Origin of the sequence: Enterobacter cloacae complex sp. P29RS (genome assembly GCF_014893445.1) — a bacterium.
Classification (GTDB): domain Bacteria; phylum Pseudomonadota; class Gammaproteobacteria; order Enterobacterales; family Enterobacteriaceae; genus Enterobacter; species Enterobacter intestinihominis.
In genome coordinates this window covers 21,210-39,061 of sequence record NZ_JADBPZ010000002.1, presented here as the reverse complement: position 1 = coordinate 39,061, position 17,852 = coordinate 21,210, and the positions used below count along the sequence as shown (strand labels likewise).

18 protein-coding genes and 1 other RNA gene are annotated in these 17,852 nt (G+C 55.7%); 8 read left to right on the top strand and 11 right to left on the bottom strand.

Going from position 1 to position 17,852, the window contains the following annotated elements:
- Nucleotides 1-4: 4 nt before the first annotated feature.
- The 5 genes from IM282_RS01780 to IM282_RS01760 form a co-directional block, all read right to left on the bottom strand.
- Nucleotides 5-796: an aldolase/citrate lyase family protein gene (locus IM282_RS01780; protein ID WP_192970050.1), complete on the bottom strand. Its 792-nt coding sequence runs from the start codon at nt 794-796 to the stop codon at nt 5-7.
- Nucleotides 778-1,521, bottom strand: coding sequence for an alpha/beta fold hydrolase (locus tag IM282_RS01775; protein ID WP_023298422.1), 744 nt, complete (start codon nt 1,519-1,521; stop codon nt 778-780). Before IM282_RS01775 ends, IM282_RS01780 begins: the two co-directional genes overlap by 19 nt.
- 8 nt (nt 1,522-1,529) lie before the next feature.
- Nucleotides 1,530-2,294: an SDR family NAD(P)-dependent oxidoreductase gene (locus IM282_RS01770; protein WP_192970049.1), complete on the bottom strand. Its 765-nt coding sequence runs from the start codon at nt 2,292-2,294 to the stop codon at nt 1,530-1,532.
- A 3-nt stretch (nt 2,295-2,297) separates the two neighbouring features.
- Entirely contained in the window at nt 2,298-3,620 is a 1,323-nt protein-coding gene (gene hisD / locus IM282_RS01765; protein ID WP_032625873.1) for a histidinol dehydrogenase, read from the bottom strand.
- Between the two features lie 75 nt (nt 3,621-3,695).
- Entirely contained in the window at nt 3,696-4,934 is a 1,239-nt protein-coding gene (locus tag IM282_RS01760; protein WP_192970048.1) for an MFS transporter, read from the bottom strand.
- A 308-nt stretch (nt 4,935-5,242) separates the two neighbouring features.
- Between IM282_RS01760 and IM282_RS01755 the strand changes: the two genes are divergently transcribed.
- The 5 genes from IM282_RS01755 (at nt 5,243) to IM282_RS01735 (ending at nt 11,197) form a co-directional block, all read left to right on the top strand.
- Complete coding sequence (locus IM282_RS01755; RefSeq protein ID WP_192970047.1) at nt 5,243-6,313, top strand: LacI family DNA-binding transcriptional regulator; 1,071 nt, start codon at nt 5,243-5,245, stop codon at nt 6,311-6,313.
- Entirely contained in the window at nt 6,310-7,281 is a 972-nt protein-coding gene (locus tag IM282_RS01750; RefSeq protein ID WP_022649093.1) for a nuclear transport factor 2 family protein, read from the top strand. Before IM282_RS01755 ends, IM282_RS01750 begins: the two co-directional genes overlap by 4 nt.
- A 106-nt stretch (nt 7,282-7,387) precedes the next feature.
- Nucleotides 7,388-8,530, top strand: coding sequence for an ester cyclase (locus IM282_RS01745; RefSeq protein ID WP_015571629.1), 1,143 nt, complete (start codon nt 7,388-7,390; stop codon nt 8,528-8,530).
- Complete coding sequence (gene hisD / locus IM282_RS01740) at nt 8,531-9,826, top strand: histidinol dehydrogenase (protein ID WP_022649092.1); 1,296 nt, start codon at nt 8,531-8,533, stop codon at nt 9,824-9,826.
- 54 nt (nt 9,827-9,880) lie between these two features.
- Nucleotides 9,881-11,197, top strand: coding sequence for an amidase (locus IM282_RS01735; protein WP_192970046.1), 1,317 nt, complete (start codon nt 9,881-9,883; stop codon nt 11,195-11,197).
- Nucleotides 11,198-11,540: 343 nt separating this feature from the next.
- Here IM282_RS01735 and IM282_RS01730 read toward each other — a convergent pair whose 3' ends face one another.
- The 3 genes from IM282_RS01730 to smpB all read right to left on the bottom strand — a co-directional run bounded on the left by IM282_RS01730 (nt 11,541) and on the right by smpB (nt 13,052).
- Entirely contained in the window at nt 11,541-11,834 is a 294-nt protein-coding gene (locus tag IM282_RS01730; RefSeq protein WP_192970045.1) for a contact-dependent growth inhibition system immunity protein, read from the bottom strand.
- 283 nt (nt 11,835-12,117) lie between these two features.
- Nucleotides 12,118-12,481, bottom strand: a transfer-messenger RNA (tmRNA) gene (gene ssrA, locus IM282_RS01725).
- Nucleotides 12,482-12,569: 88 nt separating this feature from the next.
- The gene (gene smpB / locus IM282_RS01720) at nt 12,570-13,052 is read right to left on the bottom strand and encodes an SsrA-binding protein SmpB (RefSeq protein WP_003863115.1); all 483 of its coding nucleotides are present in this window, start codon (nt 13,050-13,052) and stop codon (nt 12,570-12,572) included.
- A 156-nt stretch (nt 13,053-13,208) separates the two neighbouring features.
- Between smpB and IM282_RS01715 the strand changes: the two genes are divergently transcribed.
- Together IM282_RS01715 and IM282_RS01710 are read left to right on the top strand one after the other, a co-directional pair.
- A complete protein-coding gene (locus IM282_RS01715) occupies nt 13,209-13,646 on the top strand; it encodes a type II toxin-antitoxin system RatA family toxin (protein ID WP_003863117.1) in 438 nt (145 codons plus the stop codon).
- A complete protein-coding gene (locus IM282_RS01710) occupies nt 13,636-13,923 on the top strand; it encodes an RnfH family protein (RefSeq protein ID WP_003863119.1) in 288 nt (95 codons plus the stop codon). The genes IM282_RS01715 and IM282_RS01710 overlap by 11 nt, the downstream gene beginning before the upstream one ends.
- Before the next feature lie 61 nt (nt 13,924-13,984).
- Here the strand turns inward: IM282_RS01710 and bamE are convergent, their stop codons facing one another.
- The 3 genes from bamE to nadK form a co-directional block, all read right to left on the bottom strand.
- Complete coding sequence (gene bamE, locus IM282_RS01705) at nt 13,985-14,323, bottom strand: outer membrane protein assembly factor BamE (protein WP_003863121.1); 339 nt, start codon at nt 14,321-14,323, stop codon at nt 13,985-13,987.
- A gap of 138 nt (nt 14,324-14,461) precedes the next feature.
- The gene (gene recN, locus IM282_RS01700; RefSeq protein ID WP_022649071.1) at nt 14,462-16,123 is read right to left on the bottom strand and encodes a DNA repair protein RecN; all 1,662 of its coding nucleotides are present in this window, start codon (nt 16,121-16,123) and stop codon (nt 14,462-14,464) included.
- An 85-nt stretch (nt 16,124-16,208) separates the two neighbouring features.
- Nucleotides 16,209-17,087 (bottom strand): NAD(+) kinase, encoded by an 879-nt coding sequence (gene nadK / locus IM282_RS01695; protein ID WP_022649070.1) that lies wholly within the window; start codon nt 17,085-17,087, stop codon nt 16,209-16,211.
- 122 nt (nt 17,088-17,209) lie between these two features.
- Here nadK and grpE point away from each other — a divergent pair, with 122 nt between their 5' ends.
- Nucleotides 17,210-17,803, top strand: coding sequence for a nucleotide exchange factor GrpE (grpE, locus tag IM282_RS01690; protein WP_003863126.1), 594 nt, complete (start codon nt 17,210-17,212; stop codon nt 17,801-17,803).
- Nucleotides 17,804-17,852 lie beyond the last annotated feature (49 nt).

Sequence of the window (17,852 nt, the reverse complement as noted above, 5' to 3'; positions counted from 1 at the left end):
CCTTTTAATAACCGGATGCACCGGTGGTAGGGATAGAGTTGCCGCGGGCGAGGGCAATGGCTTCACGCGAGGCGCGACCCAGTTGCATAACGTCGTTTGCAGGGGTAACAAACTGAAAACCCTGATCAATGCGCGCTGCGGCGGCCGCGCCGGAAGTGCAGAAAATTCCGGCAATCTTCTGCTGCTGGCGGCAGCAGTGAATCACCCGCTCAATAGCAGCAAGCATTTCGGGATGTTGCGATTCGGCGCTGGCGCTGCCGGTCAGCGTCAGTGAGAGATCGTTGGGGCCAATAAACACACCGTCCAGCCCTTCGGTATCAAGGATGGCGTCAAGATCAGCCAGCCCTTCGCGGGTTTCAATCATCGCCAGCGTCAGGATCTCGTTGTTAGCGTGCTGTGGATAATCACTGCCGCCGTAGAGTAGACCTCTGGCCGGACCAAAGGAGCGAACACCCAGCGGTGGATAGCGACAGGCAGCGACAAAACGGCGAGCCTGTTCCGCGCTGGAGATCATCGGGCAGATTACGCCGTAGGCTCCTGCGTCTAATACGCGCATGATTTGCGCCGGATCGTTATCTGCCACCCGCACCAGCGGCACGGCAGGCGTGGCCGATAGCGCCTGTAGCATTGACAGCGCGCTGGCAAAATCAATCATGCCGTGCTGCAAATCGACGGTGACGGCGTCGTAACCCTGATGGCCCATAATTTCCGCGCTATAACCGGACGGGATCGCCAGCCAGCCGTTTATGATGGGAGTATTTTCCAGAAATGCGGTCTTTAAACTGTTTTTGCGCACTGTATGCACTCCGTTATCCACTGACGCAGCAGCGGCGCGATCTCATCCGGGGTTTCCAGCGGAATAAAATGCCCGCCAGCCTCCACCGTATGTCTGGTCACGTTCGCGTTGCCTGCGGCCAGTAGCTGATGATGATGGGGCGTGCAGATAACGTCCTGCGCGCCGTTTAGAAGTAATGTGGGGCAGGAGAGGGCGTTAAACGCAGTCCGGTTGTCCTGCCGGTGAATGGCCATTTCCGTTTGCCCGGCAAAGGTCTCAATGCCGCACTCTTGCGCCATTCGGCAAATAGTCTCTTGCAGGATCCGATCGGACAGACGTGACGGGGCGACATAGCTCTGCCACAGCGAGGAGACCAGCCAGTCGGCCAGGCCCCGCGCCTGTGCGGTGCGTACCGCTTCCCGGCGTGAAGCGAGGGTGTCTGGCGCAACGGGCAACGGATTAACGGAAATCAGCGTCAGCCCGTTCACTCTTTCTGGCGCGTCGGCGGCCATTTGCAGCGCGACTATGGCACCGAGAGAAAACCCTGCCAGCAGAAAGCGCGGCGGCAGAACCTCTAATAACCGCCGTGACGCCTGCGGCGCGGACTCCGCACCCGTCAGCGTAATACACGACACCGCTGCGACATTCAGCCGTTCAATAACGGGCTGCCAGAGCCGGGCGTTACAAAGCGTGCCACCAAGCAGCACCAGCGGAAGATCGGTATTGTCCAGAAGCGGATATTCCATTGCATCCCTCACGTAGCCGTCCAGCCGCCGTCAACCATCAGGGCACTGCCGGTGATCAGCCCGGCGGCATCTGAGGCGAGAAACACTACCGGGCCCATAATGTCCTCCAGCCTGCCTAACCGGCGCAGCTTGATGTTGTCCAGCACGTAGTGGCGGAACGTCGGATCGGCGAGCGCCGGGCGCGTCAGGTCGGTTTCAATGAAGGTTGGGCACAGCGTATTAACGCGGATCCCCGCCTCGCCCAGCTCCAGCGCCATCGTTCGGGTTAACCCTTCAAGCGCGAATTTGGAGGCACAGTACACGCTACGCTCGGGGCCACCAACGTGTCCCATTTGCGATGAGATGTGAATAATCGACCCTCCCTTACCGCCCGCCCGCATTCTGCGCGCCACGCGCTGGCTGACAAAAAAGGTGGCGCGCAGGTTAAGCGCCATCACCGCATCGAAATTGTCCTCGTTCACCTCAAGAAACGGCTGGTGGCGTGCCAGCCCGGCACTGTTCACCAGAATGTCGGGCGTGGGCAATGTCGCCAGCACACGCTCCACCTCCTGAGCGTCGGTAATATCCAGCTCCAGCGGGTGAAATGCGAGCCTGTGTTCCGCTGCCAGACTTGCGGCATGCGCCAGCGCCTCGCGGCCCCGGGCGGCGATCCATACCTCTGCGCCCGCCTGTGCGAGGGCGACGGCGGCAGCGAAGCCAATCCCTCTTGACCCGCCGGTTACCAGCGCGCGTTTGCCGTGCAGGGTGAAAGAGGGCGTTTGCAAAAGCGTCATGGCTTACACCTTTTCCCTGACCGGGGCCGGTGTGGCGTAGGGAACCTCCGTCTGGCCATAACGGCGCACGCGAATATTGGCCTGCTCGGCATGTCCGGCGAAACCCTCCAGCAACGACAGACGCGAACAATAGCTGCCGATTTCGGCGGTGGCTTCGTCGCTGAGGACTTTCTGGAAGGTGCAGGTTTTCATGAACTTGCCCACCCACAGGCCGCCGGTATAGCGTGCGGCTTTTTGCGTCGGCAGGGTGTGGTTGGTTCCGATCACCTTATCGCCATAGGCCACGTTAGTACGCGGCCCAAGGAACAGCGCGCCGTAATTGGTCAGGTTAGCCAGGAACCAGTCGTCCCGGTCGGTCATCACCTGAACATGTTCGGAAGCGATACGATCTGCCTCCAGCAGCATCTCTTCGTAGCTGTCGCAGACGATGATTTCCCCGTAGTCCTGCCAGGACTGGCGGGCAATGTCGGCGGTAGGGAGCTTTTTCAGCAGCCGTTCCACTTCGCTGAGCGTCTCTTTGGCAAGCTGGAGCGAGTTCGTCAGCAGGATGGCAGGGGTGGTGACGCCGTGTTCGGCCTGGCCCAGCAGATCCGTGGCGCACATTTCCGCGTCAACGGTGTTATCGGCAATCACCAGCGTTTCCGTCGGACCGGCAAACAGATCGATACCTACCCGGCCGAACAGCTGGCGTTTGGCCTCCGCGACGAAGGCGTTACCGGGGCCGACCAGCATGTCGACCGGTGCCAGCGAGTCCGTGCCCAGCGCCATGGCGCCTATCGCCTGAATGCCGCCAAGGGCATAGATTTCCGTTGCGCCAGCCATTTTTTGCGCCGCGACAATCGCCGGGGCGGGCTGACCGTTAAACGGCGGGGCACAGCTGATAATTCTTGAGCACCCCGCCACGCTGGCGGTGATAATCGACATGTGCGCGGAGGCGAGCAGGGGATATTTTCCGCCAGGCACGTAACATCCCACGGCGTTAATCGGAATATTTTTATGCCCGAGAATAACGCCGGGACGCGTTTCAATTTCCAGATCCCGCAGGCATTCTTTCTGCGCGCGGGCAAAATTCGCCACCTGCTGTTGGGCGAATTCAATATCCTGAATATCCTGGCGGCTTAACTGTTTTATGCAGCGGTCGATCTCCGCGGGGGCCAGACGATAATCCTGACGGTCATAACGATCGAATTTAATGGATAATTCGCGAATGGCTTTATTTCCACGCTTTTCAATATCCGCAAGTATTTGCTCAACCGTTTCTCTTATTTGCTGGTTGGCTTGCTGGCGCTCTTCGGTAGATTTACCGGTTTTTAATTTCCAGGACACACGCTTCTCCTTACCTTTTTTAGATGTCAGTTGTCCTCCCGGCAGACCGGGAAAGGGTGTTTACTTCAGAGTGGGTTATTGATCCGGCGCGGCGGCGTACGCACCGTTTTTTAATAATTGGGCTGAGGTTTGCGTTTTACGGGCATATACCCATCGAGCGGACAGCGGCGTGGCAATAGCGGCCACAACGGAAAGGGCGGCAATCAATATATAACCGGACGACAGGTTAATATGTTGCATCATTACGCCCATCATTACCGGCCCGACAAACATGCCGCAGGAATAAATGGTCTGGAATAGTCCCATTCGCGTGGATTGTTCATCAGACGAGGTATTCACTACGCTGAGCGACATGAATGCGGCAAAGGCCATACCGAACGAAAAACCTGCCAGCGCCTGCCACAGGTAAATGACGTACATATTGCTGGTAAAGGGAATGCCGAAGGTGGAGATCACCTGTAAAACGATGCCGAGCACGGCGGTTTTTACCAGCCCAAGGCGCTGATAAAACACCGAGCTGCACAGGGAGATGGCCAGCCCGTAAAACAGAAGGTGGATGTTTCCGAGCACCGCGAGGATCCCCGCCCGGGCGCCGAGCTGTTCGGCGTAGACCGGCGTCAGCGTGTCCCGGGTGGCGAAGGGCACCAGAATGACGACGGTCGCCAGGATGCCAATCAGCCAGACGGAACGGTCGGCCAGCTGCTGGCGCGCGCCGGTGATGCAGGCTTTAAGCGTGGGGGCCTGCACCGGGTCGTGCACGTCCTGAATGCGGGTCGTCAGGATCAACGCCACCAGGGCGGAGATGCAGGAGACAAAAAAGGCGATGTTATTGGCAAAATAGTGAATCAGCACCGCGCCAATACAGTTGCCGAGAAACACGCCGATGGGCCCTGCCAGCGCCAGCAGCGCGACGGCGGCAGGGGCTTCGTTGCGACCGAAGTAACGCATGAACAGGATGTTGTACAGCACCCATGTCGCCGCCGTGACGCCGTCTGCCGCTTTCGCCAGATACAGCGTAATGGCATTGGGTTCAAGCCAGGCAATTGGCCAGGCGATAATTGGCAGCAGCAGGCCAATCTGGATGAAGATCCTGCGGCTTTTAACCACGTCGGAAATAATGCCTAACGGGAAGCGTATCAGAAGGGTTGCCAGCCCGGATGCGCCCATGATGATGCCCATGATCTGTGGCTCAATGCCCTGGTTGATCATCATGGGGGCCAGGAATGCATCAATGCTATGGATGCAGATAAAGAACAGGATGCTGATGATGAAAAAGAGCCGGGCTTCCCGACGGCGTAACAGTGCTTGAAACATGGTTTTGAACCTCTTAAGAATTAATGGGTTATAACCAGTCAGGGACGACGTTTACCGGTTCAATCCTTTGGGCGACTCCTGTTCTCTCCGGTACCTTTGACGGTATGAAAACTCTTTGCATACGTATTCAAGATTTGAAGTTACGAAAAGGTTTCATGTTTGTAAAGTGATCTCGATCTTGTTGTGAGAATTTTAATTTTTTGTGTTGCATACGCATGCAAAGGTGGTGTAAGTATAAAAAACACCCACTTGCTGAGGCGTTTGAAGCACGCGCAAATGGGCAGGACGTTGATAAGGAATCAGGGGTAATGAAACGTAAGACTTTTGCAGCAGTCACATCCCAACAGGTCGCTCAACTGGCGGGGGTATCGCAATCTGCGGTGTCGCGAACGTTCACGCCGGGGGCCAGCATTTCACCGGCAACGCGTGAAAAAGTGCTGAAGGCGGCGCGCGAGTTGGGCTATCGCCCGAATGCGATAGCCCGTTCGCTCAACACGGCGCGTTCGCGCATTATCGGTGTCGTCATTTCTTACTTTGATAACCCCTTTTACTCGCAGGTGCTGGAGGCGCTGGCACAAAAGCTGGATACGCTGAACTATCACCTGCTGCTGTTCGTTGGCGACCGGGACGGTAACGTTGACCGTATTTTTGACCAGATTATGCAGTACCGGGTGGATGGCATTGTGCTGGCCTCGGTGACGCTGTCGCTGGAGTTATCCGAGGAGTGTCTTGCCGCCGGGATCCCGGTAGTGCTGTTTAACCGCAGCGAAGAGAGTGGCATGGCCTCCAGCGTCAACAGTAATAACGAAGCGGCCGCGCGGCAGATTGCCGAGTTTCTGCTGGCGGGGGAGCACAAGCGTTTTGCCTACGTGGGCGGCGTAGCTGATTCCCCGGTCAATATCGCCCGCCAGCACGGGTTCATCTCCACGCTGGAAGAACATGGCATCACCGATGTGCGGGTGGTGCACGGGAATTACGACGCTCAGCAAACCACCCGGGCGGCTTATACCCTGTTTTCGGCGTCGCCAGCGCCGGATGCGGTCTTTGTCGCCAACGATCATATGGCCGTCACGGTAATGGATGTGGCGCGCTATGAGTTTGGTTTGCGCATTCCGGAGGAGGTCTCCATTGTCGGGTATGACGACATCGGCCCTTCCGGCTGGCCCTCTTATGCGTTGACTTCGGCGTCGCAGCCGGTCGGCGCGATGGTAGATGCCACGGTGGAACTGTTAATGAAGCAAATTGACAGCGGAACCATAGAGCCTGAACAGATTACGGTGCCCGGTACGCTGGTGATACGCCACTCGGCGCGTCGCCCACGCAGCGGCGTTATCGAAACCAATGGTTTAACGCTATTCCATTCTAAGGAGCGCACATGACCAGATTGCGGGGCTTCAGCCCTCAATTCGACTCTATCCAGCAGTTCATTTTGACGCTGACGCATGTCGTCTGGGAGCAGAAAGATATCGGCCAGCTGGCGGATTTTTACGCCACGCCGGTGGTTTTCACTACCCCCGAAAAACAGCTGCATGAGCTTTCCCAGTTTATGCGCCTGACGCTTGAGGCGATGCACAGCTTCCCGCAGCGAGCGGTGCTGACGGAGGATATTCTGTGCAGCCAGAACCCGGGGGACGAGTACTATGCGGCTCAGCGTACCGTAGCCCGCATTCAGCATCAGGGGGAGGGGTTTTTTGGCCCGCCGACCGGGAAAAATGTCTGGGTCCGCACCTGGGCCGATCGCATCTGTGTTGATGGGGCCGTACGCCAGGAGTGGCTGCTTCAGGATCGTGCTGCGATTGTGGCGCAACTGGGGCTGGATATCCGCGAATTTGCCTTTAACCTGGCGACCATGCGCCAGCAGCTTGGCGTGGAGGCGGTCTCTGCCGAGACGCTGGATGCCCGCTGGGCGGGCGGGCCCGAGGGCGACGACGTAGAAGGGGCGCTGGCAGGCGTCGTTGAGCGCTACTTAACCATGTGGGCGGGCGGTAACAGTGGCGTGGTGCCCGGTCTCTATCACCCGGCGGCGACGCTTTACGCGCCGGGTCATTGCCTCTGCACCGGTGAGCAGGAAATTGGCGCACAGCTTTCTGGCTACCGCGCTTCATTTGCCGACAGCGAAACGCAGCTCCATCATCTGATTGTGCGTAAAGATCCTAACGAGCCGATTCGGCTTTCCCTGCGCTGGTCGTTATTAACCTGGCATGACGGTTACGGCAAATTTGGTGCGCCAACCCGTAAACCCATATCAATTACCGGTATCAGCCAGCTTGAATTACGTGATGGTTTAATTTTCCGTGAATATCTGGGGATCGATGAATTAGCGATTTGGTCGCAAATAGTGAATTAACAGGGGCGGCAGCCCCCTTATTCTGGCTGCCGAAAATAATCGAGTTTAATTCACCCTCACTTACGGGTGCGGGTTCTTATTGTCTGAAAACAGAGCAGGAGTTTATATGTCTTCCACCGAAGCAACAAATAAAGCACCAGCCGTACCCGAAAAAAGCAGCGTGAAATCGCTGAAAGAGGAGCCTGTATTACAGGTGGAACGTCGTGATTTTGTCGATCTGGTACCGGAAAAAAGACCGCGCGTGCAATCATTACGCGGCTTTGATGACTGCTATACCGATATTGTCGATTATATAGTTCGCTGCACCCATAAAATATGGGACGAGCGCGATGTCGGCTTAATTTATTCTCACTATACCCATAACTGCGTGCTGTATAACGCGCTGGGGACACTCTATAACCGTGAGCAGGTGGTACAGGATACGCTGCAACGCTTAATTGCCTTCCCGGAGCGGCGCGGCATGGCAACCCAGGTTATCTGGAACGGAAATGATGTTGACGGTTTTTATACCTCTCACCTGGTGACGGGAAGCGGGCGGCATACCCAGCACAGCCATTTAGGCAAGCCGACCAACCGCACCTTCGTTACCCGTACCGTGGCAGATTGCATGATCCACGAGAATAAAATTTACCGGGAGTGGGTAGTCAGCGACAACATGTCGTTAATGAAACAGCTTGGCCTGAATACCGATCAAATCGCATTTAATATGGCAAAGGAGCAGTTTGATAAAGGCTTCCGCGTGATGGACATCGGCGAAAACGGCCGCATGCTGGGGCAATATCCGCCGGAGATGGAGTGCGATGTATCCATTGCACACACCGATACGGAAGAGCAGTGCCTGCGCTGGCTGCATGAGATCTACAATCGTCGGATGTTCGGCAAAATCAAAGAGGTTTACGCCCCTAACGTGCAGTGGCATGGCCCGCTGATGAAAGAGCTGTACGGCACCGCGGCGGTAACCCATCAGACGCTGGCGCTGGTGGGGATGATCCCTGACGGCGCGTGGCTGCCGCAGCATATCTGTTCCAACCCGTGCGATGAAGGCGGCGTCAAAGTGGCGGTTCGCTGGATCATCGAAGGGCATCACCTGGGTTACGGCGAACTGGGCAAGCCGACCGGAGAACGACTGTTCGTGATGGGCATGTCGCACTACCACATCGTCAACGGCAAAATTGTTGATGAATGGGTCGTGTATGACCACCTGGCGCTGCTGGCGCAAATCAAACTCGGCCAGATGGAGGACGCGTAAATGTTAAATCAGGTGAGCTGGATTAAGCGCCCGCAGGGGCAGGATGCGCAGGCCGATCGTTCCCTGACGGAGAAGGTCAGCGCCATTATCGAGCGCGTGAAAACCGAAGGCGATACGGCGCTAAGAGCCTTTTCGCAGCAGTTTGATAACGTCGTGCCGACGCAGTTTGAGGTGAGCGAGCAGGAGATCGCCGAAGCACTGCAGGGGATGGATGCCCAGACGCGCCGCGACAGCGAGTTTGCTATTAATCAGGTGCGTCGTTTTGCGCAGGCGCAGCTGGCGACCATGCAGCCGCTGGAAGTTGAGACGCTGCCTGGCGTACATCTCGGTCACCGGATCATCCCGGTGCAGACGGTGGGCTGCTACGTGCCGGGTGGGCGTTACCCGATCCTCTCTGCGCCGGTGATGTCGATTGTCCCTGCGACGGTGGCGGGCTGCGAACAGATCATCGCCTGTCTGCCGCCGGGAGCGCATCCGGCGATGATCGCGGTTTGCCATCTGGCGGGCGCGCACCGCATTTTCAGGGTAGGTGGCGCGCAGGCCATTGCGGCCATGGCCTGGGGAACGGAGAGCATTCCATCGGTGGACAAAATCGTTGGGCCAGGCAACGCCTTCGTTAACGAAGCGAAACGCCAGGTGTTTGGTCGAGTCGGCATTGATGCCCTCGCCGGGCCGAGCGAGATTTTCACTATCGCTGACGACAGCGCCGATCCGCGCATTCTGGCCGCCGATATGCTGGCGCAGGCAGAACACGATATTCATACCCGCGTCGGGCTGGCGACAACCAGCCGGGATATCGCTGAGCGTACCCTGGCGGAGGTTGAGCGTCAGCTTGCCAGCCTGCCAACGGCCGCCACGGCGGGGGAGGCGTGGCGCCGGCAGGGTGAGATTGTGCTCTGCGAAGATGAAGCGCAGCTGATTGCGTTTGCTGACCATATGGCGACGGAGCATTTGCAGGTGCATACCCGCGATCCGCACGCGACGGCGGCGAAGATCCGCAACTATGGCTCGCTGTTTATTGGTCAGAACGCCAGCGTGGTGTTCTCTGATAAATGCTGCGGCACCAACCACACGTTACCGACGATGGCGGCGGCACGCTATACCGGTGGTCTGTGGGTTGGGGCGTACGTCAAAATCTGTACCCATCAGTGGATTGACGAGCAGGGTATCCCGGCAATCGCAGAACCGGCGATCCGCCAGAGCCGTACCGAGGGGATGCAGGGGCACCGACGGGCGGCGGAAATTCGTCTGCGTCCGCAGGACATTGATGCAATTACTACCGGCATGCGGGACTAAAACGTATCCCGGGCAGCCTTCTGCCCGGTTTTCATCACGAGGGAGCCTGAGACTATGAAGCGCCTGATACCGCCAGACGACTGCCCGGAGGAAATTGCCCGCCGTCTCGACGTCATTCAGCAGCACCGGGCGCTCAACGCGATCCTCGGGGTTAACCCTGACGCCATGTCTCAGGCGGAACAGCATCAGCAGCAGCGTCGACGCGGGGAGCCGATCGGCCCCCTGCACGGCGTGCCGTTGATCGTCAAAGATAATATTGCCTGCGCACCGATGCCCATTACTCTTGGCTGCCGGGCGCTGGCCTCACTTAACGCGACGTCGGATGCGCTTGTTATACAGCGGTTGCGTAGGGCAGGAGCGATTATCCTCGCCAGAGCGAATATGTCCGAGTTTGCTTTTGACGTGCGCTCGCGAAGCTCGCTGGGGGGCGATGTGGCAAACCCGCTTCGCCCGTCACTCACCGCCGGAGGTTCCAGCGGAGGATGCGCCGCGGCGGTGGCGGCGGGGATGGCGGATGGCGCATTGGGTACCGATACCGGCGGCTCTATCCGCATTCCCTGTAGCTATACCGGGCTGGTGGGGCTACGGCCTGCTTTTCGCCGTTCACAGCTGGATGGCGTGGCGCCGCTCTCGCCCAGCAAAGATACCGTTGGGCCAATGGTACATAGCGTTGAAGATGCCGCCTTGCTGCATGCGGTGATCCATGGTTTGCCACCGGTTGCGCTTCCTGTGCGTTCGCTGAAAGGCGTTCGCTTTGGTGTGGTAACCGCGTTACAGGGAGAGGATGAGGTACAGCTGGAGGTCTGGCAGTCGGCGCTGCACACGTTGCGTCGTGCCGGAGCAACGCTGGTGGAGGTATCATTACCTTTGCTGGACGACGTAAGTCAGGCGACATGCCTGAGCCTGTATGAATTTCGCGTGGCGATTGACGACTGGCTTGGCAAACAGCCTGGCGCTCCCTCCGGACTGACAAGCATTGTGGACTCCGGCGCTTACCTGCCAGAGTTTGCGCCGTTTCTACGTCAGATGCTGGCGAGTAGCACGCTGAAAACTCCGCTCTGGCTGGCGGGGCGTCGCTTTCAGCGCCTGTTGCGGCAGAACCTTTGCCAGGTGGCGGAGGCGCAGCGCATCGACGGATTTGTGTATCCCACCGTACAACGGTTACCAGAAAGTATGGCGAAGATGCCGCCAGGCTGCGCGCCGGAACTGGCCGCCATCAGCGGCCTGCCAGCTATAACGTTGCCGTGCGGCGTAAGCCGTATCGGTCTGTCGGTGGGGATGGAGATGTTATCGGTGCAGGAGAATGAGACGGCGCTGATGGTGCTGGCGCTGGCGTGTGAGGGGGCGCTGGACGGGAAGGGACAGATATAAAAAGCCCGCAGAGCTTGCGCCGTGCGGGCTTTTAGCACTTCATCGGGTGATTCTGGTAATCACCGATGGAGGATTTTTGGACTGGTGGAGTCTGAATAAATTCATTAATAGGCTGTTTTTTTGTTGATAATTTATAAATTCAACTTTCACGGGTATGCCAATGGCGATTTGTTGCAGTGTTTCCTGTGGTTAAGCAAACCTGTTTTTTGAATGGATCACATCAAGAAAAAGCTTTTTTGGATTTAACTGTTCACCCTTAACTTATATTTAGAAAGAAAAAGACCGGCTGTTGCCGGTCTGAGGTCGGTTAAGCCGTTACGGGTTTGTCTTCCTGTAGCTACTTCTAAGAAAGGGCAAGTCTGCGCACAGTCATCAGGAAATCGAATGGGGTTGAATCCCACAACTCAGGTGAGAAATCAAATCCATACCGGCTTTTGAATTGCTCATCCAGCCTGTCTTCGTAAAGCTCAAGGAAACAATCGACCTCTTCGGCTAACTCTTTTAACATCCAATCTGGGGCTGTTTTTTTATAGAGTTCAATAGTGCCCTCAATAGTATCCTCTCCCTCATTTATGAGGTCATGATCCTGATTGAAATAACCCTGAATCAGCTGATCAAGATGATAGAAACTTTGCATAATCCATTTGTCCTATGGGGTCGGGAATGCTGTAAGGATATAGCGACAGAGCTGGTCATCCCTGTACTTGGAGTTTGGTTCAAATGGCATTGAGTAGTTGCCTATTGCAGAACATCTTTTTGCCGATGAACAAGAGGCGTGGCAAGCGGCATATGGGCACTGGATGCAAAAATGTAAAACTGGGGTTACTGAAGTTAGCGCTGGCCAAAGTTTTGCCGAGTGGACGTAATGTGGACATGGGCAAAAAAAGGGGTTACGTTTTCACGTAACCCCTTGTTTTATTTGGTGGAGCTGGCGGGAGTTGAACCCGCGTCCGAAATTTCTACATCCTCGGTACTACATGCTTAGTTTGTCTTTACATTCGCACGCCAGCTGCGGACAAACACGCCACTAACGAACTAGCCTGATTAGTTTTAACGCTTCAACCCCAGGCAGGGTTTCCACGCGATCTCTTTTGGGTTTGACCTCTCTTTGATCCCCGTCTTAAGAGCGGAAGCTAGGGAGAGAGGGCTCTTAGCAGGTTATTAAGCTGCTAAAGCGTAGTTTTCGTCGTTTGCGACTATTTTTTTGCGGCTTTTAACGAGGCAAACCGCCCCTCGGCATGCACCTTGGGTTTCGCAAATCCCGTCGAATCCAGAATCAGCCCCAATAGTGTTGAACTCAGTATACCAGATTTCACTTCCTCGATACCAGCCCGAAACGCTAACTTATTGAATAGTACAATAAGCGCGCAGATCAACGTCCTGCGTTTTTCATGATACGTGCTTTGTCGAGCTGCCACTCGCGTGCTTTCAGGTCAGTACGCTTGTCGTGCTGTTTCTTACCTTTCGCCACGCCGATTTTCACTTTGCACCAGGCGTTTTTCCAGTACAAAGAGAGCGCAACTACGGTGAAGCCTTCGCGGTTGATGCGTCCGTAGAGGGATTCCAGCTCGCGCTTGTTCAGCAGCAGCTTACGGGTGCGGGTAGGATCGCAAACGTAATGTGAAGAGGCGACGGTCAGCGGCGTAAAGTTCGCGCCGAACAGGAAGGCCTCACCGTCTTTCAGGATCACGTAGCTGTCGCCGATATTGGCTTTCCCGGCACGCAGCGATTTTACTTCCCAGCCCTGCAACGCAAGGCCGGCCTCGAATTCTTCTTCGATGAAATACTCGTGGCGAGCACGCTTGTTGAGCGCAATGGTCGCCGAACCAGGTTTATGTGCTTTTTTCTTCGTCATAAGTGTCGTAAAGCCGTCGGTAATCTGATTTTAAAAAGTCACCTCATTGCGTCCTGTGAGGTCTAACGCGCTATCTTAGCACGAGATAAGGCTTAGCGTTTTTTTAACAGGTGATAAATGTTATTATTTGTCTGTTGTGTGACCATGGAAAATGCTATGCCTCAGATTAGCCGTACTGCGCTTGTTCCCTACAGCGCGGAACAAATGTATCAGTTAGTGAACGACGTTCAGTCCTATCCGGAATTTATTCCGGGATGCACCGGTAGCCGGGTGCTGGAATCCGGCCCGACGCAGATGACTGCGGCCGTGGATGTCTCCAAAGCGGGGATCAGCAAAACGTTCACCACGCGCAATACCCTGACGAGCAATCAGAGTATTTTGATGCATCTGGTGGATGGTCCGTTTAAAAAACTGATGGGAGGGTGGAAGTTTACGCCACTGAGCGCTGACGCCTGCCGCATTGAGTTTCATCTGGATTTTGAATTTACCAATAAGCTGATCGAACTGGCGTTTGGCCGAATATTTAAAGAGCTGGCCTCGAATATGGTTCAGGCGTTCACCACGCGCGCCAAAGAGGTTTACAGTGTCGCATAAGATTGCTGTTGAGGTGGTGTATGCGCTGCCGGAGAAGCAGTATTTGCAGCGCGTGACGCTTGAAGAGGGCGCCACCGTTGAGGCGGCTATCCGGGCCTCCGGCATCCTTGAACTTCGCCGTGATATTGACCTGGCGAAGAATAAAGTCGGCATTTATAGCCGTCCGGTTAAGCTCGGTGATGTGCTGAAAGAGGGCGACAGGGTTGAAATCTATCGTCCGCTGATTGCCGACCCGAAAGAGTTGCGCCGTCAGCGAGCAGAGAAATCCGGTAAGTAGCCAAATAAACATACACAAAAAAGGTGCTCATTGAGCACCTTTTTGCGTTGCTGACGCCTGATTATTTGGTCAGGGCAGGCTTGTTGTCGATGTTGGTCAGCACGCCGGCACTGCTGAAGGTCAGCGTCAGGGTTTGCTGGGTCACATCTTCATGACCAGGCTGCTGGCGGAATACATAGAACCAGGTGTTTGTGCCGAACGGATCGGACATCATCGGGGTTCCCAGGGCATAAGCGACCTGCTGTTGTGTCATACCTACGCGGATTTTGGACACATCGTTAGGAGTAAGGTAGTTCCCCTGGTTGATGTCAGGACGGTAAACCACTTTCTCCAGAGTGGAACAGCCTGCGGTCAACATCAGAAGAACCGCTGCGGCAGCGGTCAGCGTTTTACAGCGCATAGTGATTTGATTCCTTTTCGGGCCCGAGCAGTACGCGGCTCATATGTAATATGCCGATGATAATAGACCTTGCCCCACTTTGAAACTGGTCTGGCGGCGTTTTTGTTGTTCTGTATGACCCTGAGATCCCGAAAAAGTTTATGCCGCCAGCAGTTCTTTCGCATTCGCGAGCGTATTACGGGTGACTTCACTGCCCCCCAGCAGGCGTGCCAGCTCCTGCAAGCGTGAGCGTTTATCCAGCGGCTTCATGTGCGTTTCCGTCATTTCGCCATCGGTTTCCTTGCTAACGATAAAGTGGTGATGACCACAGCCGGCGACCTGCGGCAGGTGAGTCACACACATAACCTGCGTCGATTCACCCAACTGACGCAGCAGTTTGCCGACAACGGCCGCGGTCGGGCCGCTGATACCCACATCCACTTCATCGAAAATCAACGCCGGGGTTTCCATTTTACGGGCGGTAATCACCTGAATGGCCAGGGCGATACGCGACAGTTCACCGCCAGAAGCCACTTTCGAAATCGCCTGTAAAGGCTGGCCTGGGTTGGTGGTGACGCGGAATTCAACGCGGTCTGCGCCTTCCGCCGTCAGGTGATGCTCTTCAAAGCGAACATCAATAGTGAACACCCCATGCGGCATCGCCAGCGTATGCATGCTGTCGGTAATATGCTGGCTAAGCTCCAGAGCATAGTGCTGTCGCACGTCGTGCAGCCGTTTCGCCGTTTCCAGCGCCTGCTGATGATGCAGATTAACCGCCAGAGACAAGGTTTCAAGGGAATCGGCCTGATCGTCCAGCTGCTGCTGTTCCTCCAGCAGAGACTGATAGTAATTCGGCAGCTCTTCCGGGGTAACGTGATGCTTACGCGCCAGTGAAATCTGACGGGAGATGCGTTGCTCAAGCTCGAACAGACGGTTCGGGTCGAGATCCAGACGTTCACAGTAGTGGCGCAGCTCATCCCCGGCTTCTGAAATCTGAATTGCGGCCTCTTCCAGCATTTCCAGTACGCCAGAAAGCTTATTGTCCATGCCGGTCAGTTCGGTCACAAGCTGACGCACGGTATATAGTTGGCTCTGCAAATTCACGTCTTCGCCATCCGCCAGCATGTTCAGGGCATTCTGACTGATGGAAAGCAGCTGACCGCTGTTGGCCAGACGCTTGTACTCCTCGTCGATTTGCTCAAATTCACCCGCCTGAGGGTTAAATTCGTTCAGCTCTTTCAACTGATATTCCAGCAGCTCGGCGCGCGCGGTACGCTCCTGGCTTTGCTGTTGATGCTGCGCAAGTTCGCGGCAGCTTTGATGCCACTGACGATAGTGCTCCGCCATGAGTTGAGTAAGCGCGTACTCACCCGCGTAGCCATCGAGCAGGGCTTTCTGCTGTTCGGGTTTGATTAGCTGCTGGTGCGCGTGCTGACCATGGATCTGGATGAGCAGCTGGCCCAGCTCGCGAAGCTGGGAAAGGGGAACCGCTGTACCATTGATAAAACCGCGGGAGCGGCCGTCACTGCTGATAACGCGACGAAGTAAACACTCACGTCCATCTTCCAGCTGGTTCGCTTCCAGCCAGCGCAGGGCGGCAGGCGTGTCTTTTAACGAGAAGCGGGCGCAGAGATCGGCACGGGCCGCACCTGTGCGCACCATATCACCCTCTGCACGACCGCCGAGGCACAAGCCGAGGGCATCAATGGCAATGGATTTACCTGCACCGGTTTCACCGGTAATCGCCGTCATTCCACTATGGAAGTCGATCTCAAGCTCACGAACAATGGCAAAGTTGCTGATGGTTAGTTGTGCCAGCATAATTGTTTTCCTGTATGAAAAACCATAACTGTGTTTGTATACAGTATAAACTGGTTTTATATACAGTAAAGCGCTGGATGTAAAATCAGAACAATTTTTTTGACCAGCCGAGTTTTGAGCTTAATGTATTGAAATAACTGTAATCTTTTGGATGGATAAGGTTCAGGTGATAATCGCAGCGGCGAATGAGGACATCTTCTCCTTCCTGAATGGGAAGCGCAATCTGGCTGTCGCAGCTGATCTCCAGGTCGCTGCGGCGATGTGAAAAACGCAGGCGGATGGTGCTGTCGCCGTTTATCACCAGCGGACGCGCCGAGAGCGTATGCGGGAACATCGGCACCAGGGTAATGGCATCCAGCGATGGCGTCAGGATTGGGCCTCCGGCTGAAAGCGAGTAGGCAGTTGACCCCGTCGGGGTTGAAATAATCAGCCCGTCAGAGCGCTGCGAGAAAGCGAAGATTTCGTCGATATAGACTTCGAACTCGATCATGTGCGCCACTTTACCAGGGTGGAGAACCACCTCGTTAATAGCGGTGCTGATGCGCTTCTGGCAATCCTGCTGGCAGACCTGGGCTTCAAGTAAAAACCGTTTTTCACTGATATAGTGACCTTCCAGCACGTCCGCCAGCTGCTGTTGCGCATTGTCCGGGTCGAGGTCGGTCAGGAAACCAAGATTGCCACGGTTAATACCAATAACCTTAATATCATAGCGAGCCAGCGTTCGCGCCGCGCCCAGCATATTGCCGTCGCCGCCGACCACCACGGCGAGATCCGCCTGCTGGCCAATTTCCGCCAGCGTGCCGGTTCTGACGCTTTTAAGCTGCAACTCCTGGGCGATCTGCTGCTCGACCATCACTTCATAGCCTTTACCACACAGCCAGCGATACAACATTTCATGTGTCGTCAATGCGGTAGGGTGACGCGGATGGCCGACGATCCCAATACACCTGAAATGATTATTCATTTTCTGGAGGTCCTTGTGCCTGATGAATGATGACAATCTGCCTTGTTCCCTTGAATCCAGGAAACTGATCCCCATAATAAGCGAAGTTAGCGAGATGAATGCAGAAAAACGCGGAGAAATTCATGAGTAGTAAAGAACAGAAAACGCCTGAGGGGCAAGCCCCTGAAGAAATTATCACGGAACAGCACGATGAAGTTGAGGCAGTAGAGCCAGACACGTCTGCTGAGCAGGTGGACCCGCGCGATGAAAAAATTGCCAATCTGGAAGCTCAGTTGGTAGAAGCGCAGAATCGTGAACGCGATGGCGTACTGCGTATCAAAGCGGAAATGGAAAACCTGCGCCGTCGTACCGAGCTGGACGTTGAAAAGGCGCACAAATTTGCGCTGGAGAAATTCGTCAACGAACTGCTTCCGGTGATCGACAGCCTGGATCGCGCGCTGGAAGTGGCGGATAAAGCTAATCCGGATAACGCGGCGATGATTGAAGGCATCGAGCTGACGCTGAAATCCATGCTGGATGTGGTGCGTAAGTTCGGTGTTGAAGTGATTGCCGATACGGATGTACCGCTGGATCCAAACGTTCACCAGGCCATTGCGATGGTGGAATCCGAAGACGTTGCCGCGGGTAACGTGCTGGGCGTGATGCAGAAAGGGTATACCCTGAACGGTCGTACTATTCGCGCTGCGATGGTGACCGTGGCGAAAGCGAAAGCGTAATTTGCCGACCCGTAGTGCCGGGTGGCGGCTTCGCCTTACCCGGCCTACA